The following is a 21,788-nucleotide window of genomic DNA, read 5'->3' as shown; positions in this document are numbered from 1 at the left end:
ATTGCTATCTGATACTGCGCGCTGCTGCATCGCCTTTGTGCTGCTGGCCGCCGCCGTGGGCAAGCTGCGCGGCTACACGGCCTTCCGCGACAACCTGGCGACCTCGTTCGGCCTGCCGCTCCGGGCCGCCGCCTGGGCCGCGCCAGGCCTGCTGGCGGCCGAACTGCTGCTGGCCGGCTGGATACTGGCCGGCGGCACGCATCTGCCGATGCAGCTGTCGCTATTGCTGCTCGGCACGCTCACCGCCGTCCTCGTGCACCGCTACTTCACGCGCAGCGTCGTGCGCTGCAACTGCTTCGGCGAAGCGGCGCGGCCCGTGTCGCCCTACGACCTGTTGCGCAACGCCCTGCTGGTCGGCATCAATGGCGCGTACTTTGCGCTGGCGCAAGACGCGGCCTTGCCCGTCGCCGCCACTGTATTGGCAGGCGGCCTGGCGGCTATCGTCTGCGTGGCCATCCTTTCCCTGCACGACATCGCCACTCTGGCAAGGGCGCACTGATGGATGACACGACCTTGCAACTGGTGCTGGCCGCGCTGGCGTTTGCCATCGCGGGCAATATCTGGCTGAGCCTGGCCGTGCTGCGCGCCGGCCGCCGCGAAAGGCTGGCGCCCGCGGCCCTCGAAGCGGGCCAGCCCCTGCCCGCCGTGCAAGCGCGCGCGCTGGCGGGCGGCGCCCGTTTCCAGCCGGGCGCCCCCGGCCAGGCCACCGTGCTGCTGTTCCTCGCCAGYCGCTGCCCGAAATGCGCGGAAACGCTGGCCGGCGTCGAACGGCTGCTGCCGCTGGCGCGGGATGCGGGCCTGGCCCTGTGGCTGCTCAGCGAGGAAGCACCGCGCCGGCTGCGCGCCTTCCTGCCCGGCGACGCCTTGCGGGCTGTCACGGCACGGCTGGCGCTGCGCGACTACCGGCGCGTCAATCCCCTAATGAGCTCGCCATCCTATGTGTTTGTCAATGACCAGGGACTGGTGGAAGCGGCCGGCCTGATCGGCGACGAAGACTGGCTGGCCCTGGTCGGACAATTGAACGCCGAACCGTCGCAGGAGCGCGCCGCATGAGCAATATCAACTTCGGTCCGCATTTTGAACGCCTGCGCCTGCTGTACCCCGTGCGCTGGCGCATCGCCGCCGGCCTGCTGTGCATGGCCCTCACCGTGGGCGCGCAGCTGGCCTTTCCGCAAGCCATCGCGTATTTCATCGACAACGTCGCCGCCCTCACCCGGCGCGGCGTCACGCCGGGCATGGCCGCCGCCATGCTGGCCTTGAGCCTGCTGTATGCGCTGACCTCGGCCGCCCGCTTCTACCTGCTGCAGTCGGGCGGCCACATGATCGTCATGGGCGTGCGCCGGCGCCTGTTCGACGTGGTGATCAACCACCCCATCGCCTTCTTCGACAAGCACCATGGCGGCGAGCTGAACAGCCGGCTCACGTCCGACGTGTCGGCCCTGCATGAAAGCCTGACCATCGGCGCGGCCCATGCCCTGCGCTCGCTGTGCGTGTTTTTGGGCGGCATCGCCATGCTGCTGCAATTGTCACCGATGCTGAGCCTGCCTTTGGCCCTGTTCATCCCCATCAGCCTGTATCTCGGAAAGTTGTCTGGCAGCAATTACCGGCTGCGCGCGCGGGCCATTTCCGCCAGCCTGGCCGCCAGCGGCAAGGTGGCGCAGGAATATTTCGCCCATGCACGGCTGGTGCAGGCCTTCAACCAGCAAGGCGGCGCCATGGCCCGCTATGCGCAAGCGATGCGGCACTTGCTGGACGTGTCGCTGGCCGGCACGCGGCTGCTGGCCGTGTTCCAGGGCGCGCAGGGGCTGCTCGCTTTTGTTGCCCTGCTGACCACCCTGTGCTTCGGCGCCCACCTGATCGGCCAGGGGCAGCTGACGGTGGGCCAGCTGACGGCCTTCGTCATCTATGCCAGCATGGTGACGGACACGGCCGGCTCCATCAGCGAGTTCTGGAACACCTGGATGCGCACCATGGGCTCGACGGACCGCATCTTCGAACTGCTGCGCAGCCACCGTGCCGTGCCCGAAGCGCCGCCGCAGCCGCCGCTGGCCGGCCACATCGCCCTGCGCGGCGTGCGCTTTTCCTACCCGGAACGGATGCAGGCGACGGCCCTCGACGGCGTCAGCCTGTCGATACGGGCCGGGGAAAAGATCGCGCTGGTGGGCGCCTCGGGCGCGGGCAAGTCCACCATCGCCAGCCTGGTCCTCGGCCATTACCAGCCCGGCGCGGGCAGCCTGCTGTTCGACGGCGTCGACGCGCGCGTCTATGGCGTGGCGCAGCTGCGCAGGCAGATGGCCGTGGTGGAACAGGAACCGGCACTGTTTTCCGGCAGCATCGCCGACAATATCGGCTTTGCCGTGCCGGACCGCCAGGTAACGCGCGACGAAATGCTGGCGGCGGCGCGCCTGGCGCACGCCCACGATTTCATTGCGGCGTTTCCCGACGGCTACGATACCGTGGTGGGCGAACGGGGCGTGCAACTGTCCGGCGGACAGAAGCAGCGCATCGCGATCGCCCGCGCCATCCTGCGCGCGCCGAAGATCCTGATTCTCGACGAAGCGACGAGCGCCCTCGACGCGGCCAGCGAACAGCTGGTGCAGCGCGCCCTCGACACCCTGATGCAGGGGCGCACCACCATCATCATCGCGCACCGCTTTTCCACCATCGTCAAGGCCGACCGCATCGTCGTCATGGAAGACGGCCGGATCGGCCAGCAAGGCACGCATGCCGAGCTGCTGCGCGCCGGCGGCCAGTATGCGCGGCTGATGCAGCAGCAGCTGTCGCAGTTCCAGCAGTTGCATGACAGTACGGCAACCCTGTAGAGTGGGCCACGATGAAAAAAACCTACCATGGCAGCTGCCACTGCGGCGCCGTCCGTTTCGCGGCCAGGATCGACCTGGCCGTCCCCGGCCTGCGCTGCAACTGTTCCTATTGCCTGAAAATCCGCTGCTGGGCCTGCCAAGTGCCGCCCGCCGACTTCCAGCTGCTGGCCGGCGCGGACGCGCTGAGCGAATACCGCTTCGGCGCGCGGCGGGAACAGCATTATTTCTGCCGCCACTGCGGCGTGCGCCCGTTCGGCCGCGGCGATTCCACGCGCAGCGGCCCCTTCGTCGGCATCGGCGTCAACTGCCTCGATGATGCCTCCACGGCCGAACTGGCCGCCGCGCCCGTCCGTTACGTCGATGGCCGGCATGATGAATGGGCAGCGCCGCCCTCGCAGACGCGGCACCTATAGGCAGCCGCACGCAGTTGCAAGATTGCTATCGAGAAATGGTTGCCTGCCGCGCCGGAGTTTTCCTACGCGCAGGCAAGTAGTGTCCCTATGGCTAGGTCCGACTTGCCCAAGCAGAATGGCGTCAACGGTGCGGTGCGCGCGGTACCGGAGATCCCATTCATGGCAAGTCTTCAGACAGAGGAGAACATCATGGCTTCAAGCAGCAACGACAAATCCGGCAGCCAGTCGGGCAAGCAGCAATCGGGCAGCCAGCAGTCGGACAAGCAGTCGGGCAGCCGCCAGTCGTCGGGCGGCACCCAGGGCGGCACGCATGAGCAGCACGTGGAAGCGGGCCGGCAAAGCCACAAGAATGACGCCGACAGGCAATCGGGCTCGCAAGGTTCGCAGCAGTCGGGCCAGCAGTCGGGCCAGTCGCGCAGCGGCGGCAGCGAGCAATCGGGCTCTGCTGCCGGTTCGCGCGGCGGCACGCATGAGCAGCACGTGGAAGCGGGCCGTCAAAGCCACAAGAATGACGACAAATCCTGATTCCCGGCGGCGTTCCACCGCCACGGCCCCGTAAGTCCGGGGCTGGGCGGGCCGGCACGGCATTGCCCTGCCGGCCCGCCCGTGCCGCCGTTGCGCGGCCGGGCAGATATCCGTCCGTCCCCGTTGTCTGGATCGGCATTCTGGGCGATAATGTCGCCCATGAACGATACCACTACCTTACCCCCATTGCCCGATCGCCTGTCGATCGACCCGAGCAGCCCTTACCACGTTGCCGCCGTGTTCGAAAACGACGTCGGCATCCGCTTCAACGACAAGGAACGCCTTGACGTGGAAGAATATTGCATCAGCGAACGCTGGATCAAGGTCGCTTCCACCAAGTCCCTGGACCGCCGCGGCCGTCCGCTGCAGATCAAGCTGAAGGGCAAAGTCGAAGCGTTTTACCGCTAAGCAACACCTGCAGTTATCCCTGCAGTTGTCATCGAGGCCGATTTGCATCGGCCTTTTTTGCGTCCGCAGCTTTCCGCTCAGTCATCGCTGCAGAGCAGCCCCGCCGCGGCCGCCAACGGCAGCCACAGCATGGCGTCGGCCAGCACCTCGTCCGGCGTCCGGCCGCTCGATAGCGCCGCCTGCTGCGCGCATTGCGCCAGCGGCGCGCCGTCGGCCAGCGCCTGCAGCCAGCAGAACTGCCATGGCTGCAGTTCGTGCATGGCAATGCGGTAATGCATGCGCGAAATGGCGACAAAGGCGGGACTGGCATCCGGCCGGCCCGGCACGGCGGCGTCCGGCGCGGCCTGCACCTGTTGCCAAAATACACACAAGGGAAAGGACAGGGCCAGCAGCCGCACGCACGGCGCCAGGCGCCAGGCCGGTGCATTTCCCAACAACAAGTCCAGGCCGGAAGGCAGGATGGGCGGCGCCCGTTTTTCCAGGCCCGGCGCCCTGCCCGCCTCGCTGCGCGCCCGCTCCAGCCGCGCCAGTTCGACGGGAAAGCGCAAGGCTGCCCCCTGCGCTCCCGCGGCGCCCTGGCTGGCGGCGAGAAAATCGGCAAAGCCGCCGCCCAGGTCGTACAGGGTGGGCGAAGCGGACGGGTGGCGCCAGACATAGGCGCGGGCAAAGAACGCGAACAGCGCGTCGCCCATGACCTTGCGCAAGACGGGATAATCGGCCTGCAGGCATTCGAGCAGGCGCTGCATGTAGCCGTCCGCATGGATGTGCAGCGGCGCCGGCCCGCCCCGCGCCCGCTTCAACACCTGTTCCTGCCTCAGGCCATGGCGCTCGCTGGCCAGCTGCACGCCCCGCGCCGCGCCGCCCGGCGCCGTCATGGCCGTCAAAAACCACGCCTGCAGCTGCGCCAGCGGGGCGTCCGCGGCCTCGTCTCCGCCGGCGCTACGGCGCATGGGCGGCCTCCGGGTGCAGGTCCGCCGTCCCGGCATCCGCCTGCGCGTCGGCGAATTCCCCCCGTTCGGCTGCGCGCGCCTTGTCCAGTTCAAGCAGCAGCTGCGGGTACGGCGGGATGTCCGCATCCCATTCCAGCAGGGCCGACACGCCGCCCGTCAGCCGCTGCGCCAGCGCGTACAGGCGCCAGACGGCGGCCGGCACGGGTGCGTCGTGCGTGTCGATCAGCACGTCGCCGCTGACGGTGGGCCCGGCCACGTGGAGCTGCACGATGTGGTCGTGCGGCAACTGGCGGATGTAGGCGGCCGCGTCATAGCCGTGGTTATGCGCGGAAACGTGGACATTGTTGACGTCAAGCAAGAGCCCGCAGCCCGTGTCCTCGGCCAGGCGGCCCAGGAATTCCCATTCCGGCATGCTGGACCGGGCAAACTCCACATAGGTGCTGGGGTTTTCCAGGATCAGCGGCCGGCCCAGGAATTCCTGCACCTGGCGCACGCGCGCGCCCACGTGGCGCAGGCTGGCCTCGTCCAGCGGCAAGGGCAGCAGGTCGTGGCTGTTGAGCAAGGCGGTGCCCGTCCAGCACAGGTGGTCGGAAATCCATGCGGGGCGGATCTCGGCGGCCAGCTGACGCAGCTTGCGCAGGTAGGCCAGGCTCAGGGGAGCGCTGCTGCCGATCGACAGCGACACGCCGTGCATGACGATGGGCAGCTGCGCCGCCACCTGCTCGAGCACATGGCGCGCATAGCCGTGGTTATCGATGAAATTCTCGCTGATGATCTCGAACCAGTCGACCTGCGGCCCGTGTTCCAGGATGTGCGCATAGTGCGGCGGGCGCAGCCCCACGCCCAGGCCCAGGTGCGGCAGGCCCAGGCGCGGCCGCGCCTCGCGCAGGATGCCACGCATCAGGTCGACGGCGGCAAGGCCAGGCGCAGGTCGGTGGGCGCCGGCGGCGCTCCCACCGGCGTGCCGCGCGCCGCCATCACCTTGCCGTAGGCTTCCCACGCCTTGTCGTAGACATTGTCGCCGAGCGCAAAATGCATGGTCTGGCCCAGCGGTATGCTGCGGTGGTCGGGCGCGGGACCGAAATCGTACAGGGCCATGGTGGCGGGCTCGGGCGGTTCCTTGCCCGTGGTGTTCGGATACAGCTGCGAGGCCGAAATCGGCACGGCGCAGCCGCCGAAGCTCGCGCATTTGTTGTCGCCGGGCGCGCTGTAGATTTTATCTTGCTGCGGCACGGGCGGCACGTGGCATGGCGTGCCCGGCGCCGCGGGGGCTTTCGCCGAGTGGCCGCAGGACGAGCCGCCCGTGTCCGGCTGGGCAAAGCCGCAGCCGCCCTGGGCGTGGCAGCCGTTGGAGCCGCGGCAGGTGTGGTAGACGGCCAGCGCGGCGCAGGTGGACGACGCCTCGCCCTCCAGATGCATGCCCTGGCAGGCGTGGTACAGCACATTCTTCTCGGCCAGCGGCACGCCCGTCGCCAGGTTCGGCGCCTGGCCCAGCACGGCCCAGCAGATGGCCATGCGGTCGCCCGCGCCCACCATCGACGGATACGGAAAGTCCAGGTCCTGGTCCAGCCAGTACTGGTCCAGCACGGAAGTGATGCCGTAGATGGCGCCCGTGGCCACCGTACTGAGCATTTCCAGGCTGCCGCTGCTGTCCTTCAGGCGGTTCAGGGCGCCCGCCACGGCAGCGGGCGCGGGGATGTTCTTCGGCGCGGTGGCCGGGTTGTAGCGCTCGTTGACCAGCATGGCCTCGCTCCAGCGCCCGCCGTCCCTGTGCCAGCCGGCCCAGGTCTGCACGGGCAGCATGGCCTTGACCTGGCCAAAACGCTCGTAGTGGTCGAACGGGGCGCTGTCGTGGCGCGCTTGCGCATCGCGCGATTCGGCTGCCTTGCCATTGTTCGCGTAGGACGGATAATCGCACTTCAGGGCGTCCAGGTCTTCGCGGTAGTCTGGCTGCACGGCCATCAGGCGCATGGCCGCGTCGCGCCGGTAGCGCCGGATGGCCGTGTCGCTGCCCTCGCCCTGGTCCGTGATGGCCGCCATCATGTCGATGGCCTTGTTGAACGAGCCCGTCTGGCCGCCATCCTGGTCCTGCGGCCCGAAACAGGTATCGAAACGGGGAAATTCCGCCCGTGCATGGCCCTGGACCTGGCTGTTGAACATGTCCTGCTGCACCGAGTTGTTGACGAACAGCTTGTGCCACAGGGTCTGGCCGTCCGTGTATTCGATGCTGATATAGCGCGCATAGCATTCATACATGTAGCCGATGGTGCCGAACAGGGGCAGGTCGTGCACATGCTTGCCCGGCGTCCAGCCCGCCAGCGGCACTTCCGGGAAGTATTTCGTGTGGTCCCGGCTGTCGAAGGCGGCCAGCTGCGCCCGGGCCTGCTGCTCCGGCTGCTCAATGGCGAGGAACAGGTCGCACTGGTTGGCGTTCAATGCCTCCAGGTTGACGCGCACGTGGCGGTAGTCGGCCGTGTCCTGCAGGTCGACGATGTGCGGGATCAGCGTGCAGTGCTTGCCATAGCAGGTCCAGCCGTGGTCCTGCGACTGCAGTTCCGAGCCCGTGAAGCATGGCGCCGTGCCGATGGCCGTGGCCAGGTTGGCCGCCATCTGCAGGTGCAGCATTTCCTGGATGAAGACGCTGAAGATGACATTGAAGGCCTTCTGCTCCGCCAGTTCGGGGCGGGCCGTGGTGCCCATGCCCGGCCACTGGCGGCCTTCGTAATAGCTGATGCCTTGCGAGTTGATCTGGTGCGTGCCCTGGATCGAATACATGGTGGCCATGTACAGGGGGATGGTGAACAGTTCCACGCTGACGGCCGCCTGGGCGATGGCGCGCACGGCGGCCGTGTCGGTGGCCAGCATGTCGAGCGGACGGTTGCTGATGGCCGGCTGGGTGCTTCCTAAAACGGGCATTTTCATTCTGTCTCTCCACAGGAAGGATGCGTTTCGGATCTCGGGCCGGCCCGCGCCATCTGCGTGCGCCGATCACGGCACAAGAATCATACCCCTGAGAAAGATATTTTTGCGGCAAGATTTACATGCTTGAGCAGGAATTGATCTGCCTCAATCCACATGGGCTTTCACCGCGCAAATCAGCGTTTTACCCCGCCATTCGATGACAATTGAATAGAATCGGCAAAACGCGCGCGTGTATAAGGGATGCGCCGTCCAACGCCGGCGCGCGGCTTGCATGATGCAAGTCAGGCGGCGGGCGGCGGCTGGAAGGCGCAAAAACCGGGCCACTGCTCGCGGCTGTCGCACACTTTCAGGCAGCCCTGATTGTCCTTGAAGGTGGCGACGACCTTGATGGGAAAGCCATATTTTGGCGTGGCGGCCAGGAAGGCGGACGGGCAGCTTTGCTCATTGCTGAAGCGGAAAGTGATTTCTTCGCGGCGGCCCTTGCGCGCAAAGCTCAGCATGAAGGTTTCATTGCTGTTCCATTGCGCCTTGCCCGGCACGCGGAAGCGGTAGCGCGGGCTGCCCGGCTGCTGGCCGTCAAGTTTCTGGCCAAAGACGCGGCTGCTGGCCGTGGCCGTCTCGACCTTGGCGACCGGATACACGACGGCAAACATATACGTGCCCGCAAAACCCTGGTCGAAGCCCAGGCCCTTCTGGTAGAACGGCACGACGATATGCGGCGCGCCCGCGTATTCCACGCTGTTGCGGGACGTGGTGCGCGACGTCAGCTTGTCGTCGGGCGCTTGCCCGAAGACCACGTCCACTTCCACCAAGGCCTGGTTCTTGTCGATATCTTGCGCCAGATAATCCCTGGGGGCGATTTCGCTGTGCACGCAGCCGGCCAGCAGGACCGCGGCGAGGCAGCCGGCGATGAGTCGAGGGTAGCTCATGGCTGTTTTCCTTCCGGCGGCGCGGAAGCAAGGCCCAGGCCCGTCACTTGCCAGCCGCCCTTGCCTTGTTTCCATTGAAATTGCTGGCCGAACCAGGCCAGTTCCAGCTCGCGCCGGATGCGGTTTGAATCCGTGCGGCCCTGGCGCGCCTTGATGGCGGCGCCCGCCTGCGCGGAAGCGGCCTGCGACAAGGGCTTCAGCCACCGTTGATACGTGTCTGGCGGCAAGGCCAGCACGCCGGCCACGCCGTCGTCGCGCGTGGCGACGATGATTCCCACCTTCGTCAGCGCATTTGTCAGATAGGCGCCGCGCCGCCCGTCGGGCGAGACGGACACCAGCATGGCGGGCGCGTAATCGCCCGTGACGCCGCCAGCGACGTCAAACCACAGCAATTCGCCCGTGCGCGTGTCGAGCGCGCGGCCGTCGCGGGCAAACAGCAGCACCTCGGGACGGTCCGGCTGCGGCACGCCCCATTCGGGATCGCGTTCCGTGCGCACCATGTCGTCGCGCCGCAAAGGACTGACGGGGCGCATCAGCGGCTCGCCATTCTGCACGCCAATAAGAATGGTTCCCTGGCCTGTGTAACCCTTGGTAAACGCCAGCAGCATGGGCTGGCCCTCGCGCGTGGCCGCCAGGGGCCGCACTTCCACCACTTCGCGCGCGCCGCCGGGCCAGTAGCCGTGCTGGCGGAAAGTCAAGGTGACGAGGGCGTCGTGACGATTGTTGGTGACGACGAAGTCGCCGTACTGCTTGGTCACAGGCACATACGGCGCTTGCGCCTGCGCGGCGGGCACGATGGCGGCGGCCAGGGCGGCGGCGGCCGCCAGGCGGTGTAAAGGAAAGAACAGCATGGCATCCTGTCAAGGTCGCACCGGGCGAAGGAACGCCATCATAAACGATTCATCGCCAGCAACACTGTCCGATAGCCAACATCAGCGGCGCTGGATCTCGATCAGCTCGATCTCGAACAGCTTGGGCCACAGTTTGCCCGTGACAAACAGGCGCTTGCCCCGTGCGTCCCAGGCGATGCCGTTGAGCACGGCGTCGGGGTTGGCCGTGCCCCGCTGTTCGGGCGGCAGCAAGCCCGCCAGGTCGATCCAGCCGACGACCTTGCCGCTGGCCGGATCGATGCGGGCGATCACGTCGGCGCCCCACACATTGGCGAACAGTTGCCCGTCGACCATTTCCAGCTCGTTCAGGCGGTCGATGGGCCGCCCTTCGGCTTTCACTTCAAAGCGGCGCACTTCCTTCAGGGTTTTCGGATTGAGCACGCGGATGGCGGAGGTGCCGTCGCTCATGTAGACAAACTGGCTGTCGCTGGCCAGGCCCCAGCCTTCGCCCTGGTAGCTGAACGTGCGTTTCAGTTTGAAGGTCTTCCGGTCGAAGACATAGCCGGTCTGCGAAATCCACGTCAGGCCGAGGATTTCGTCGCCCACGTCCGTGATGCCTTCGCCAAACACATTCTTGTCCAGCATACTTTTCTGCAAGACCTTGCCCGTTGTCAACTCCACCTTGCGCAGCGAGGACTGGCCGTTCTGGCCCGTGCTTTCATACAGATGGCCATCCTTGAACAGCAAGCCCTGGGTAAAGGCCTGGGGGTCGTGCGGATAGGTGTTCTTGACGAAATAGCCATACACGGGCAAGGCGGCCTGGGCGTAGCCCATTTCGCTCATCAGGCCTACCGTGCATAACAATCCCAGCAGCAATGAGCCGGCCGTGCGTTTGAGTCTGGTCTTGACGTTGATGTTCATCGGGTCGGGCGGAAGTTGGGATTCGCCTATTGTAAACGTGCCGCGTCCGCCATGTGCGCCCTGACGAGCTCCAGCCAGGCGCGCGCCGCAAACGACAGCCGTCCGCCCCGGCGCCAGGCCAGCATCAGATTCCATTCCACGGGCGGGCCGTCCAGGGGAATCACGTCAAACTGCGCCGGCTCCAAGGTGTCGCAATACATCTTCGGCAGCAGGCAGATGCCCACGCCCAGCCGTACCAGCGAGGCAATGAAGTCCCACTGGCCGCTGCGGCCCGTGATGCGCGGTGCAAAACCGGCGCGCTGGCAGGCGTCCAGCACGATGTCGTTCAGGGCGAACGCGGCGCCGTAGAAGATGAAGGGGCTGTCGGCCAGCTCGGCCAGGGCAACCGAGGCGCGTCCCTGCCACGGCGAACCGGGCGCGGCCAGCAGGCACAGCGGCGAGCGCACGAGGGGCAAGGCTTCGAAATCCTGCCAGGTGGCGGCATTGCCCGGATAGTCGAGCATGGTGCCCAGTTCCACCGTGCCGGTGCGCAAGTCGCGCTCGATCGCCTGCGTGCCGCTTTCGTACATTTTGAGTTCGATGCCCGGATAGCGCTGGTGGTATTCGGCCAGCCACGGCGCCAGGGTCGAGTGCGTCTGCGGCGACACGCCGACCCGCAGTTCTCCACGCTCCAGCTGCTGCAGGTCGCGCAATTCCACCTTCAGTTCCGCGTGCAGGGCCAGCAGTTCATGCGCGCGCGACAACACCACCTTGCCCGCGTCCGTCAGGGTGAAACGCTTGCCCGCGCGGTCCAGCAGGGCCAGGTCCAGCGACTGTTCCAGCTGGGCAATCATCTTGCTGACGGTGGGCTGCGTCACATGCAGCCTGGCGGCCGCCCGCGTAAAACTGTTCTGTTCGACCACTTCGACGAAGTAGCGCAGGGAGCGGATATCCATGATGCATTCCAAATTCGAATGATGATCATGAGTTTAAGTCATTTTATCTTTTGATGTGGGCTCACTACAATGAAACCTTCCTCCTGCCGCTTGAAAGCCCGCCGTGAAAGCCTTGCCCTGTTCCACCGCCGCCCTGCCCTCCGCCCCAGTCTGGCGCCAGCCCGCGCAGACCGCGTGGCAAGTGGGCATCCTGATTGCCGCCTGGTGGCTGGCCGACTCGGCCGCGTCCGCCCTGCATTTGCCGTTTTCCGGCGGCGTCGTGGGCCTGTTCGCGCTGGTGGCCCTGTTGCTGGCGGGCTGGGTGCGGCCCGTCGCCATCGAACTGGGCGCGAACTGGCTGCTGGCCAACATGCTGCTGTTTTTTATTCCGCTGGTCGTGTCCGTGGTGCAATTTACGCAACTGTTGAAATCGCAGGGCCTGATGCTGTTCGTAAATATCGGCCTGGGCTTTGCCAGCGTGATGCTGGCCACGGCCTTCACCGTGGAAGGTGTGTGCCGCTATGAACGCAAGTTGCGTCTAAATAAGCTGCTGCGCCAGCGCAGAGCGAGGGCGGCGGCATGAGCACCGTGCTGCTGTCGCTGCTGTTTTTGCTGCTGACCCTGGTGCTGTTCTATGCCAACCAGGCCGTGCACCGCCGCCATCCGCATTTTCTGCTGACGCCGGCCATCTGCACCTCGGCCATACTGATCGTCATCGTGCAAGCCACGTCCACCCCGTTCGCCACGTATTTCGGCGAGACGCGCTGGCTGCCGTGGCTGCTGGGGCCAGCGACGGTGGCGTTTGCGCTGCCCATCTTCCAGGAGCGCAAGCTGATCCGCAAGCACTGGCTGGCCTTGTCGCTGGGCAGTTGCGCCGGCATTGTCGCGTCCATCGCCGCCACCCTGCTGCTGGACCGGGTATTGGGCGTGCACGGCGACATGGCGCGCAGCCTGCTGGCGCGCTCCGTGTCCACGCCGTTCGCGCTGGAAGCGTCGCGCCACATGGGCGGCTCGGCCCAGCTGACGGGCATTTTCGTGGTGATGACGGGCTTGTTCGGCCTGATGCTGGGCAAGCCGCTGCTGAAACTGCTGCCCCTGCGCATGCGCATCGCCCGCGGCGCCCCGTATGGCGCGGCCGCGCACGGTTTTGGCCTGTCCGTGGCGCGCAGGGTCGGCACGGAAGAAGGCGCCGTGGCCAGCCTGACGATGATCTTCTCGGGCGTCGTGACGGTGCTGCTGGCGCCGCTGCTGGGCAGATTATTGGCTTAACGGTCCATTAGGGGGCCATTAAGGGTCGATTAAGGGTCGATTAAGGGTCCACGGCGCAGGCGTTTATCGGGGATAATACGCCTTTCCCCATTCCCGACAGCCGCGCCACGATGAAATACCCCGCAGTCCTGCCCTTCAGCGACATCCTGCCACGCCTGCAGGAATTCGACGCCATCATCGACGTGCGCAGCCCGTCCGAGTTCGCGGAAGACCACTTGCCGGGCGCCATCAACCTGCCCGTGCTGGACGACGAGCAGCGCGTGCGCGTCGGCACCTTGTATAAACAGACGAGCGCCTTCGAGGCGAAGAAGCTGGGCGCGGCGCTGGTGGCGAAGAATATCGCGCGGCATATCGAAGACGGTTTCCTCGGCCACGCGCACGAATGGAAGCCGCTCGTCTACTGCTGGCGCGGCGGCAACCGCAGCGGCGCCATGGCGCACATCCTGGCGCGCATCGGCTGGCCCGTCACCCAGCTCGACGGCGGCTACAAGGATTACCGCCGCCACGTAAACGCCGAGCTGGCCACCCTGCCCCAGCGTTTCGACTTCATCAACGTGCTGTGCGGCCCCACGGGCAGCGGCAAGAGCCGTTTGCTGCAGGTGCTGGACCGCCAGGGCGCGCAGGTGATCGACCTGGAAGACCTGGCGGCGCACCGCGGCTCCGTGCTGGGCGGCCTGCCCGAGGAAGAGCAGCCGTCGCAAAAGGCGTTTGAAAGCCGCTTGTGGCAGCAGCTGCGCCAGTTTGACCCGGCATTGCCCGTCTTCATCGAATCGGAAAGCAAGAAAGTAGGCCGGCTGCGCGTGCCCGACGCCCTGATGGACAAGATGCGCGCTTCCGCCTGCACCGACGTGCGGCTCGATACGGCCCAGCGCGTGCAATTGCTGATGGAAGATTATGCCCACTTTGTCGGCGCCCCCGCGCAGCTGAACGTGCAGCTGGCCCTGTTGACGCAGCTGCATGGCAAGGAGAAAATTGCACATTGGCAGCAACTGGCCACGGCGGGCCGCATGGCCGAACTGGTCGAAGCGCTGCTGGTCGAGCATTACGACCCCGTCTACCTGCAATCGATACGGCGCAATTTCAGCCGCTACGCCCAGGCGACGCCGCTGGTCTTGCCCGATATTTCGGAACATGCCTTTGAGCAAGCCGCGCGCGCCTTGTGTGGTATTGTCGGCACTGAATCCCCCTGAAGACGCAAGGTCTGGGGTAAAAATGATCATCGTTGTACACAACATCAGCAGGAATTTCCATGTCAGATAGCGCAGCAACATCCCATACACCCATCCGATTGACCGAATTTGCCCATGGCGGCGGCTGCGGCTGCAAAATCGCGCCCGGCGTGCTGGCCGACATCTTAAAAGGCAGCGGCGGCTTTCCCCTGCCGAAGGAATTGCTGGTCGGCATAGAAACTTCCGATGACGCGGCCGTCTACCAGCTCAACGACGAGCAGGCGCTGATCGCCACGACGGATTTCTTCATGCCCATCGTCGACGACCCGTTCGACTTCGGCCGCATCGCCGCCACCAACGCCATTTCCGACGTGTACGCCATGGGCGGCACGCCCATCATGGCCCTGGCCCTGGTCGGCATGCCGATCAACAAGCTGCCGGTGGAAACTATCGGCCTCATCTTGAAAGGCGGCGAAACCGTCTGCGCCCAGGCCGGCATCCCCATCGCGGGCGGCCACACCATCGATTCCGTCGAGCCGATCTATGGCCTCGTCGTGCTGGGCCTCGTGCACCCGTCGCAGGTGAAACGCAATGCGGGCGCCCGCGCCGGCGACAAACTGGTGCTGGGCAAGCCGATCGGCGTGGGCATCCTGTCGGCCGCGCTGAAAAAGAATGCGCTGGACGGCGACGGCTACGCCTCGCTGATCGCCAACACCACCAAATTGAATACCCCGGGCAAGAAACTGGCCCTGCTCGACGGCGTGCATGCGCTGACGGACGTGACGGGCTTCGGCCTGCTGGGCCACACGCTGGAACTGGCGCGCGGCGCCAAGTTGCAGGCGCGCATAGCCATGGCCGACGTGCCGCTGCTGCCGCAAGTGCAGCAGCTGGCGCAAAATGGCAACATCACGGGCGCATCCAACCGCAACTGGCAGGGCTATGGCGCGCAAGTGGCGCTGGCCGACAGCCTCAGCGCCATCGACAAGGCGATCCTGACGGACCCGCAGACGGCAGGCCCCCTGCTGGTGGCCTGCGCGCCGGAAGCCGTCGAGCAAGTGCTGGCGATTTTCCGCGCCGAAGGCTTTGCCGACGCGACGGTAATAGGCGAGATGCAGGATGGCAGTACCGGGGTTTCCGTATATTAATGAACATTTTTTCAAAGGCAGTCCCATGACCACGTTCTCCAACAAGTTCCCCGCCATCCTGGCCACCGTCGCCGCCACCCTGGCCATCCACAGCGGCCTGGCGCAGGCGCAGCAAGTGCTGCGCGTGTCCGCCATTCCCGACGAAGCGCCGACGGAGTTGCAGCGCAAGTTCAAGCCGCTGGGCAGTTACCTGGAGAAAAAGCTGGGCATGAAGGTGGAATTTACGCCCGTTACCGATTACGCGGCGTCCGTGGAAGGCTTGATCAATCACAAGCTGGACATGGTCTGGTTCGGCGGTTTTACGTTTGTGCAAGCGAACGTGCGCAGCGGCGGCAAGATCGTGCCGCTGGTGCAGCGCGAAGAAGACACGAAATTCCGCTCCGTGTTCGTGACCACCAGCAAGGACATCAATCAGTTGTCCGACCTGAAAGGCAAGAACTTCACGTTCGGCTCGGAATCGTCGACCTCGGGCCACTTGATGCCCCGTTACTACTTGCTGGCCGCCAAGATCAATCCGGACACGGACATGAAGCGCATCGCGTTCTCGGGCGCGCATGACGCCACCGTGGCCGCTGTCGCCGGCGGCAAGGTCGATGCGGGCACCTTGAACATTTCCGTGTGGGAAAAGCTGGTCGAAGCGAAAAAGGTCGATCCAGCCAAGGTGCGCGTGTTCTACACGACACCGGGCTACTACGACTACAACTGGAGCGTGCGCGCCGACATGAATCCCGTCGTGCGCAAGAAGCTGACGGACGCCTTCCTGGCGCTCGATGCTTCCACGCCGGAAGGCAAGGAAATCCTCGAGCTGCAGCGCGCCACGAAGTTCATCCCGACCAAGGCCGAGAACTACAAGGATATCGAAGCGGCCGCGCGCGATGCCAAGTTGTTGAAGTAATTGCTGAAACCTGCCGGATGACGTCCTGCGGACGCATCCGGCACACTCCCTCCCACACCGAACATCGCATGACATTCCAACTTCACCAGGTCTGCGTCCACCACGCGGGCGCCGCCGGCAATGCGCTGGCCCTGCGCGAGCTGGACCTGGACGTGGCCCAGGGCGAACAGATCGCCCTGATCGGCCCTTCCGGCGCCGGCAAGACCAGCCTGCTGCACACCTTGGCCTGCGCGCTGCGCCCCGAATCCGGCAGCTTGCACATACTCGGCAGTTCTCCCTGGCAACTTGCCAGCGGCGAACGCCACGCCTTGCGCGCTCGATTATTCCTGGCGCCGCAGACGCCGCCCTTGCCGCCGCGCCAGCGCGTCGTCAACGCCGTGCTGGCCGGCCGCTTGCCGCAATGGAGCTTGTGGACGGCGATGCGTTCGCTGCTCGCGCCCGTCGACCCGCGCGCCGCGTGGGAAGCCCTCGGCAAATTCAATCTGCAGGATAAACTGTATGCGCGCGTCGACCGCCTGTCCGGCGGCGAACGCCAGCGCTGCGGCATGGCGCGCGCGCTCGTGTCGGATGCACAAGTTTTCCTCGTCGACGAACCGCTGTCCGCGCTCGACCCCACGCTGGCCTTGCAGACCATCGCTGTGCTGCAGGCCGAAGCGACGGCGCGCAAGGCCACGCTGATCTGCAGCCTGCACCAGGTGGAGATCGCGCGCGCCTGCTTTGCGCGCATCGTCGCCCTGCGCGACGGCCGGATCGTCTTCGACTTGCCTGCCAGCGAGGTCAGCGACGCCATGATCGCCGCGCTGTACCGCAACAAGGCCGATCCGGCGCCCCGGTTCGAATCGGTGGCGGCGAACCTGGACGCCGCGAGGCCCCTTTGCTGAAGAGTACCGCCCTGCCGCGCGACCCCGCCTGGCGCGGCCGCCTGAGCGGGGCTGCCATCGTGCTGCTCGTGCTGTGGCCGATGCTGGTGCAGGCCGAATTCAAGCCGTGGCTACTGTGGGATGCGCAAAGCCTGGCCGCCACCTGGCAGTTCATCGCCAGCTTCGTGCCGCCCGCCCACTCGCCGGAATTTTTGCAGCTGGTGGCCACGTCCGCCTGGGAAACCATCGCCATGGCCACGGCCGGCATGGCGCTGGCCATGCTCGGCGCCATCCCCTTGACTTTGCTGGTGACGGAGCGCTTGTCGATCTCGCGCATCGGCAGTGGCCAGGTGTCGCCGCTGGCCGCCAGCGTGCGCCACGCAGTCCGCGCGCTGCTGGTGCTGCTGCGCAGCGTGCCGGAACTGGTGTGGGCATTGCTATTGGTGCGCATCGTGGGCCTGGGGCCGACTGCCGGCGTGATCGCCATCGCCCTCACGTATTGCGGCATGCTGGGCAAGGTGTATGCGGAAATCCTCGAATCGTCGGATGCGTCCGCCTGCAACGCCTTATTGCACAACGGCAGCGGCAGATTAAAGGCCTTGCTGTACGGCGCCCTGCCCGAATCGGCCGCCGAACTCGTGTCGTACACGATCTACCGCTGGGAATGCGCGATCCGCGGCTCCGTCGTCATGGGTTTTGTCGGTGCGGGCGGCCTGGGCCAGCGCATGGATGAATCGATGAAGATGATGGCAGGCAATGAACTGGCCACCATGCTGATGGTGTTCGTGCTGCTGGTGGCGGGCGCCGACGCCGTCTCCGCCATGCTGCGCCGGAGGCTGGCATGAAGACGGAACCAATGTTGCCCGCTCCAGCGCCCGTGCGCTGGTCGACCTGGGCCTTGCTGGCCGGTTTATTGATGCTGGTCATCGCCAGCTTCGCCACCCTGCCCCTGAAATGGGGAGAATTCTTCAGCGCCGACGCCGTGCGCACCACGGCCGACTTCCTGCACGGCTTCGCCCCGCCCGAACTGGCTCCCCCCTTCCTCATGAAGGTAGGCGTGGCCACGTTCGAGACCCTGGCCATGTCGGCCATCGGCACGGTGATTGCCGCCCTCCTGGGCGCCCTGCTGGCCCTGCCCGCCAGCGGCCGTTTCGGCGGCCTGGCGCGCAACGCGACGCGTGGCGTGTTGAATGTGCTGCGCTCGATCCCCGAACTCGTGTGGGCCTCGATCCTGCTGATCGCCGCCGGCCTGGGTCCGTTCGCGGGCACCCTGGCGCTGGCCCTGCACACGGTGGGCGTGCTGGGCCGCTTGTTTGCCGACGCGTTTGAAAATTGCCCGCCCTTGCCGGCCGCCACCTTGCGCATCAACGGCGCGCGGCCCGCCGTGGCTTTTTTGTATGCGACCTTGCCGCAGTGCGGCCCGCAGATGATGTCCTACACCCTGTACCGCTGGGAAAACAATATCCGCGCCGCCGCCATCCTCGGCGTCGTCGGCGCGGGCGGCCTGGGGCAGATGCTGAAATACCATCTGTCGCTGTTCCAGATGCCCAGCGCCGCCACCGTCATCGTCGCCATGCTGCTGATGGTGGCGGCCGTCGATGGCCTCAGCTATGTGCTGCGCCGCGCCATGACCCGTTAATTGTCACTTTTCACAAGGAATGCCCATGTCAGGCTGGTGGACGATTATCTCGACGGAAACCCCGGAACAACTGGCCGACATGACGCAAGTCAGCAAGCAAGCGTTTCTCTCCAGCTGGGAAGCGGGCCTGTCCGGCGCCGGCTGGATCGCGCAACTGTGTACGCAAGGCAAGGCGACCCAGCTGACGTTCAACGGCTTTCCCAACCGCTACACGGCCCCGGCCGGCGTCATCGTGCCCCTGCTGCTGGCGGGCATCGCCGAGGCGCAGGACGGTGAGTTTCCCCAAGACCAGCTCACGGGCTGGCCCGGCAGCATCACCGTCCATGCGGAACGCATCGCCGCCTGTGAGCCGGGGCAGCTGCTGACCGTCGAAGTGTGGGACCAGTCCTGACGCGGCAGGCTGGCTGGACAGCGGTCCAGCCGGCCAGTTCCAGGCATGGGCATGCAATAGTTTGTTGCCAATAGGAAATATGGCTTATCATGCAGGTTTTCATGCAAAGAATAAAGTCATGCGTTTGATACCAAGGCACTTGATCGCCATTGCTTCACTGCTCACCTTGCCATTGCACGGCGTGGCCGCCAAGGAGCCGCTGCCATTTGAAGAATTCCGGGCCGGCCTCATCGAAACGGTCATGAACAGCTGCATGCGCTCCCAGACGGAACCGGCGATCCAGGTCTACATGGACAAGGCCAATACCCAGGGCGCCAATTTCGCCGACCATGCGCAAACCCTCGCGCATCTGGAAAAGATGCCGGAATGGACCCAGGACATAATCCCCAAGATGAAAAACCTGTGCGCCTGCGCCTTGGGACCGAGCATCGAGGAAATGCGCGCTACCACGTCGCTGGACGACCTCGAAGCCGTGCTGCGTGCCACCAAGGCCGCAGGCAACAAGCGCGGCGCCGATAGCGCGTACATGAGCAGCTGCCTGCAGGCACAAAAGTCCTTGCGGGACGCGGGCTAGACCCGCCCCCCGCCGGCGCCATCCCGACACCCATTCCCGCACAAACGGCCATGCACATCCGCCCCACCAACGCCAGCGACTGGCCCGCGCTGAAAGCCACCCGCCTGGCCGCCCTGCTCGACGCCCCTGCCGCGTTCGGCGCCAGCCACGCCAGCGCCGCCCGTTTTTCCGACGCCGACTGGCAAGAGCGCGCCGTCAGCACGCCGCAGCGCACTTTTTTCCTTGCCTTTGACGCAGAACAAGCCATCGGCCTGGCCGCGCAAGTGGTGGCCGGCAATGGCGAGTGCCACCTGATCGCCATGTGGGTGCAAGCCGAATATCGCGGCCTTGCCGTGGCGCAAGGCCTGGTCGAGGCCGTGAAACAGTGCGCGGTGAACAATGGCCACGCGCGACTGGTGCTCGACGTGGCGCCGGAAAATGCGCGCGCGGCCGCGTTTTACCAGAAACAGGGCTTTGTTTTTTTACCGGAATGGGAAGCGCTGGAAAGCCATCCGCATATCCAGGTGCAGAAGATGGAGTGGCGGGCGCCGGCGTGAAGGCTTTTCCGGAAATGCTCGCACATGGCGGCTTTTCGGCGAAACGGTGCTTGTTCAAGAACTGCAGCGCATTGGCTTTGAGCGGCCGCTTCGTGGGCTGCGCGCACCTGCAGTAATCGGCCGGAAGCGGCCATGCCTGGTTTTTCATTATCATTAGGAATCGAATTACTATGCCGAAACACAAAGCACTTTCTGATGGGCTTGCACTGATTTTTCAAGGTATCGCCCATCTCAATTCAACATTTCCAAACCGGAAATTTACTGTTGATGGCCGGCTTGTAGGTGATATCGGGGAAATCATTGCAGAGCTTGAATATGACATCATTCTGGATGAAGTATCCCAACCCGCCTACGACGGCGTTACCAGCGACGGGAAGAAGCGCGTGCAAATCAAGGCGACTTTCAAGGATAGCTTGACCTTCAAGGGCACACCCGATTACTTTCTCGGCTTTAAGCTCTTCCCCGATGGGCGTCACGAGGAAATCTATAATGGTCCGGGCAGCATCATTTATGACCGATACGCGCATCGGCGCGGCATAGGCAGCACCTTGCTTTCTTTCCCCAATGCAGTTTTAAAAGAACTTTCAAGTGCCGTGGCGCCCGATTCAAAAGTCCAAAAACGCGGCATATGAACAAATGGACAGCATCATGACTATCTGCGCATACCCGGTCGCGCAATACCACAGGAAATTTGTAATTCCTGCAGCGTCCGAATGGTATTTAGTCACGCAATTCCGACAAGAGTGCAGTCCACCTTGAAGCACTTCATGCTGGAAAACAGCATTTTCCAGCATTCCATTCATCCCAATTGACATTCTGTCTTAAAAACCTGCCCCTGGCTGTCTCTTTTTCTATACTCGCGTTTTCATTGACGAGTAGAAAGATCAGGTATGCGTGCCATTAAAAAAGCGGGGCTTTTGCTATGTTTATGCGGCGCCGCGGCCCAGGCTTGCGCTGATACGGAGCAAGCCGTGGAACAGGCCGGCCAGGATGCGGCCGCGTCCGTCAATGTCAAAGGCATCCGCGACCCGGACTGGAAGCCCTACAGCGCCATGCTCAAGGGCGCCCTACGCTTCGAGGAAAAGCATGCGCTGGCACCCGGCGCGGAGTTGAAATTCATCCTGGAACCGCGCCGCGCCGACGCCGACATGCATGGCATCGCGCTGCGGCTGGAAAGCGACGAGGCGGGCATGGCCATCCCGTTGGCAGAGCGCAATATCTTCAGCTTGCCCGCCGGGCAGGGGCCGCTGTACGAGAAGGCCGAGCTGACAGTGAACCGCAAGGCGGGCTCTGTCAGGTGGATACCCTACGTCAGGAGCGCGGCGACCAGCGACACGCTGCGCCGCCTGGGCGACCTGCGGCTGGCGTGCGAAGTCCACTGGGCCATCGACAAGGAAACCCTGCCTTTCGCCATGCGCACGGCGATGGGCGCACTGGGCGGCCCGTGCAATTTCGTGTCGCAAAAAGGCACCTACAGCTTTACGGAAGCACGGCGCATCACGGCCGCGACGATCAGCTACAACGGCAAAAGCGCGCCCGTGCCCTTCAGCGGCACGTCGTTCACGCCGCCGTTGCGGGAGCAGGACTGGAGCGATGACAGCGTGCTCGAATTGACGTTCGACAATGATTAGCCTGCCCTGTGCCGGAAAACCGCAGATCACGAAAAAATAAGGGCA

Annotated in this window: 26 protein-coding genes; 19 read left to right on the top strand and 7 right to left on the bottom strand. The window is 65.0% G+C overall.

Annotation, left to right across the window (positions count from 1 at the left end):
• The first annotated feature begins 1 nt into the window (after window position 1).
• From CBW50_RS05545 to CBW50_RS05520, 6 genes are all read left to right on the top strand, one after another.
• Window positions 2–499 carry a MauE/DoxX family redox-associated membrane protein gene (locus tag CBW50_RS05545; RefSeq protein ID WP_139842404.1) on the top strand — a complete coding sequence of 166 codons (498 nt, stop codon included), beginning with the start codon at window positions 2–4 and terminating at the stop codon, window positions 497–499.
• Window positions 499–1,053, top strand: coding sequence for a hypothetical protein (locus CBW50_RS05540; protein WP_086144595.1), 555 nt, complete (start codon window positions 499–501; stop codon window positions 1,051–1,053). Before CBW50_RS05545 ends, CBW50_RS05540 begins: the two co-directional genes overlap by 1 nt.
• Entirely contained in the window at window positions 1,050–2,822 is a 1,773-nt protein-coding gene (locus tag CBW50_RS05535) for an ABC transporter transmembrane domain-containing protein (RefSeq protein WP_086144594.1), read from the top strand. The genes CBW50_RS05540 and CBW50_RS05535 overlap by 4 nt, the downstream gene beginning before the upstream one ends.
• 11 nt (window positions 2,823–2,833) lie before the next feature.
• The gene (locus CBW50_RS05530) at window positions 2,834–3,235 is read left to right on the top strand and encodes a GFA family protein (RefSeq protein WP_086144593.1); all 402 of its coding nucleotides are present in this window, start codon (window positions 2,834–2,836) and stop codon (window positions 3,233–3,235) included.
• A 189-nt stretch (window positions 3,236–3,424) separates the two neighbouring features.
• A complete protein-coding gene (locus tag CBW50_RS29870; RefSeq protein ID WP_086144592.1) occupies window positions 3,425–3,760 on the top strand; it encodes a hypothetical protein in 336 nt (111 codons plus the stop codon).
• Between the two features lie 159 nt (window positions 3,761–3,919).
• Window positions 3,920–4,168, top strand: coding sequence for a DUF3297 family protein (locus CBW50_RS05520; RefSeq protein WP_010398340.1), 249 nt, complete (start codon window positions 3,920–3,922; stop codon window positions 4,166–4,168).
• Between the two features lie 77 nt (window positions 4,169–4,245).
• Here the strand turns inward: CBW50_RS05520 and CBW50_RS05515 are convergent, their stop codons facing one another.
• The 7 genes from CBW50_RS05515 to CBW50_RS05485 form a co-directional block, all read right to left on the bottom strand.
• Entirely contained in the window at window positions 4,246–5,118 is an 873-nt protein-coding gene (locus CBW50_RS05515; protein ID WP_086144591.1) for a DNA-binding domain-containing protein, read from the bottom strand.
• Entirely contained in the window at window positions 5,108–6,019 is a 912-nt protein-coding gene (locus tag CBW50_RS05510) for a DUF692 domain-containing protein (protein ID WP_086144590.1), read from the bottom strand. The genes CBW50_RS05515 and CBW50_RS05510 overlap by 11 nt, the downstream gene beginning before the upstream one ends.
• Entirely contained in the window at window positions 6,019–8,040 is a 2,022-nt protein-coding gene (locus tag CBW50_RS05505) for a ferritin-like domain-containing protein (protein ID WP_086144589.1), read from the bottom strand. Before CBW50_RS05505 ends, CBW50_RS05510 begins: the two co-directional genes overlap by 1 nt.
• Before the next feature lie 281 nt (window positions 8,041–8,321).
• Window positions 8,322–8,969 carry a hypothetical protein gene (locus tag CBW50_RS05500; protein ID WP_086144588.1) on the bottom strand — a complete coding sequence of 216 codons (648 nt, stop codon included), beginning with the start codon at window positions 8,967–8,969 and terminating at the stop codon, window positions 8,322–8,324.
• A complete protein-coding gene (locus CBW50_RS05495) occupies window positions 8,966–9,820 on the bottom strand; it encodes a hypothetical protein (protein ID WP_216356314.1) in 855 nt (284 codons plus the stop codon). The genes CBW50_RS05500 and CBW50_RS05495 overlap by 4 nt, the downstream gene beginning before the upstream one ends.
• 81 nt (window positions 9,821–9,901) lie before the next feature.
• The gene (locus CBW50_RS05490; RefSeq protein ID WP_216356313.1) at window positions 9,902–10,720 is read right to left on the bottom strand and encodes a glutaminyl-peptide cyclotransferase; all 819 of its coding nucleotides are present in this window, start codon (window positions 10,718–10,720) and stop codon (window positions 9,902–9,904) included.
• Window positions 10,721–10,746: 26 nt separating this feature from the next.
• Window positions 10,747–11,655: a LysR family transcriptional regulator gene (locus tag CBW50_RS05485; RefSeq protein ID WP_086144587.1), complete on the bottom strand. Its 909-nt coding sequence runs from the start codon at window positions 11,653–11,655 to the stop codon at window positions 10,747–10,749.
• A gap of 103 nt (window positions 11,656–11,758) precedes the next feature.
• Between CBW50_RS05485 and CBW50_RS05480 the strand changes: the two genes are divergently transcribed.
• The 13 genes from CBW50_RS05480 (at window position 11,759) to CBW50_RS05420 (ending at window position 21,743) form a co-directional block, all read left to right on the top strand.
• A complete protein-coding gene (locus tag CBW50_RS05480) occupies window positions 11,759–12,217 on the top strand; it encodes a CidA/LrgA family protein (protein ID WP_086144586.1) in 459 nt (152 codons plus the stop codon).
• Window positions 12,214–12,903 (top strand): LrgB family protein, encoded by a 690-nt coding sequence (locus tag CBW50_RS05475; RefSeq protein ID WP_086144585.1) that lies wholly within the window; start codon window positions 12,214–12,216, stop codon window positions 12,901–12,903. The genes CBW50_RS05480 and CBW50_RS05475 overlap by 4 nt, the downstream gene beginning before the upstream one ends.
• Window positions 12,904–13,013: 110 nt before the next feature.
• Entirely contained in the window at window positions 13,014–14,093 is a 1,080-nt protein-coding gene (mnmH, locus tag CBW50_RS05470) for a tRNA 2-selenouridine(34) synthase MnmH (RefSeq protein ID WP_086144584.1), read from the top strand.
• A 59-nt stretch (window positions 14,094–14,152) separates the two neighbouring features.
• Window positions 14,153–15,217: a selenide, water dikinase SelD gene (gene selD / locus CBW50_RS05465; RefSeq protein WP_086144583.1), complete on the top strand. Its 1,065-nt coding sequence runs from the start codon at window positions 14,153–14,155 to the stop codon at window positions 15,215–15,217.
• Window positions 15,218–15,242: 25 nt separating this feature from the next.
• Entirely contained in the window at window positions 15,243–16,112 is an 870-nt protein-coding gene (locus CBW50_RS05460; RefSeq protein WP_086144582.1) for a putative selenate ABC transporter substrate-binding protein, read from the top strand.
• A 68-nt stretch (window positions 16,113–16,180) separates the two neighbouring features.
• Window positions 16,181–16,993: a phosphonate ABC transporter ATP-binding protein gene (locus CBW50_RS05455; RefSeq protein WP_086144581.1), complete on the top strand. Its 813-nt coding sequence runs from the start codon at window positions 16,181–16,183 to the stop codon at window positions 16,991–16,993.
• The gene (locus CBW50_RS05450) at window positions 16,987–17,817 is read left to right on the top strand and encodes an ABC transporter permease (RefSeq protein WP_086144580.1); all 831 of its coding nucleotides are present in this window, start codon (window positions 16,987–16,989) and stop codon (window positions 17,815–17,817) included. Before CBW50_RS05455 ends, CBW50_RS05450 begins: the two co-directional genes overlap by 7 nt.
• Window positions 17,814–18,611, top strand: a complete 798-nt coding sequence (gene phnE, locus CBW50_RS05445) for a phosphonate ABC transporter, permease protein PhnE (protein WP_086144579.1) — start codon at window positions 17,814–17,816, stop codon at window positions 18,609–18,611. The genes CBW50_RS05450 and phnE overlap by 4 nt, the downstream gene beginning before the upstream one ends.
• 25 nt (window positions 18,612–18,636) lie before the next feature.
• Entirely contained in the window at window positions 18,637–19,002 is a 366-nt protein-coding gene (locus tag CBW50_RS05440; RefSeq protein ID WP_086144578.1) for a hypothetical protein, read from the top strand.
• Window positions 19,003–19,120: 118 nt separating this feature from the next.
• A complete protein-coding gene (locus CBW50_RS05435) occupies window positions 19,121–19,576 on the top strand; it encodes a hypothetical protein (protein ID WP_139842403.1) in 456 nt (151 codons plus the stop codon).
• A 50-nt stretch (window positions 19,577–19,626) separates the two neighbouring features.
• Window positions 19,627–20,112 (top strand): GNAT family N-acetyltransferase, encoded by a 486-nt coding sequence (locus tag CBW50_RS05430; RefSeq protein WP_086144576.1) that lies wholly within the window; start codon window positions 19,627–19,629, stop codon window positions 20,110–20,112.
• A 170-nt stretch (window positions 20,113–20,282) separates the two neighbouring features.
• Complete coding sequence (locus CBW50_RS28640) at window positions 20,283–20,744, top strand: hypothetical protein (RefSeq protein ID WP_099419793.1); 462 nt, start codon at window positions 20,283–20,285, stop codon at window positions 20,742–20,744.
• A gap of 339 nt (window positions 20,745–21,083) precedes the next feature.
• Complete coding sequence (locus CBW50_RS05420) at window positions 21,084–21,743, top strand: hypothetical protein (protein WP_086144574.1); 660 nt, start codon at window positions 21,084–21,086, stop codon at window positions 21,741–21,743.
• Window positions 21,744–21,788 lie beyond the last annotated feature (45 nt).

The sequence above is a fragment of the Janthinobacterium sp. GW458P genome (genome assembly GCF_002127585.1).
Classification (GTDB): Bacteria; Pseudomonadota; Gammaproteobacteria; order Burkholderiales; family Burkholderiaceae_D; genus Janthinobacterium.
The sequence above is the reverse complement of the archived record's forward strand: the minus strand, read 5'-3'. Positions and strand labels throughout refer to the sequence as shown.